At 44.3% G+C, this 307-nt stretch carries 1 pseudogene; it reads right to left on the bottom strand.

Annotation, left to right across the window (positions count from 1 at the left end):
- Positions 1 to 60: 60 nt before the first annotated feature.
- A pseudogene (locus UF06_RS28260) lies at positions 61 to 159 on the bottom strand (DUF3265 domain-containing protein); the annotation flags it as partial.
- Between the last annotated feature and the right edge of the window lie 148 nt (positions 160 to 307).

Raw genomic sequence — 307 nt, 5'->3', positions numbered from 1 at the left:
CTCGACCCCTGCTAAGGGGTGAGCAATGCACTACGAAAGCTACAGCACACCAACTTAATCACAAAACCCACCGCATGCTGAAAATGCCACGCGTGCCAAGTCCCTCTTGAACGCTTTGTTATGTTTAAGCTTCAAGGGCTTACGTTTTACCAAAACCAAGATTAACTCAGCTTTGGCTCACAAACAAAAGCCAAGACCAAAAAAACCGAAACGACTCATAATTTGAAAATCAAGTTTTGAACTTTGGCCGCCAATACTCAAAAACCTACAGTTCAAATTTCTGATTGAGCCAGCCGCACCAACCTCG

This window comes from Vibrio sp. S234-5 (genome assembly GCF_000960595.1).
Classification (GTDB): domain Bacteria; phylum Pseudomonadota; class Gammaproteobacteria; order Enterobacterales; family Vibrionaceae; genus Vibrio.
The sequence above is the reverse complement of the archived record's forward strand: the minus strand, read 5'-3'. Positions and strand labels throughout refer to the sequence as shown.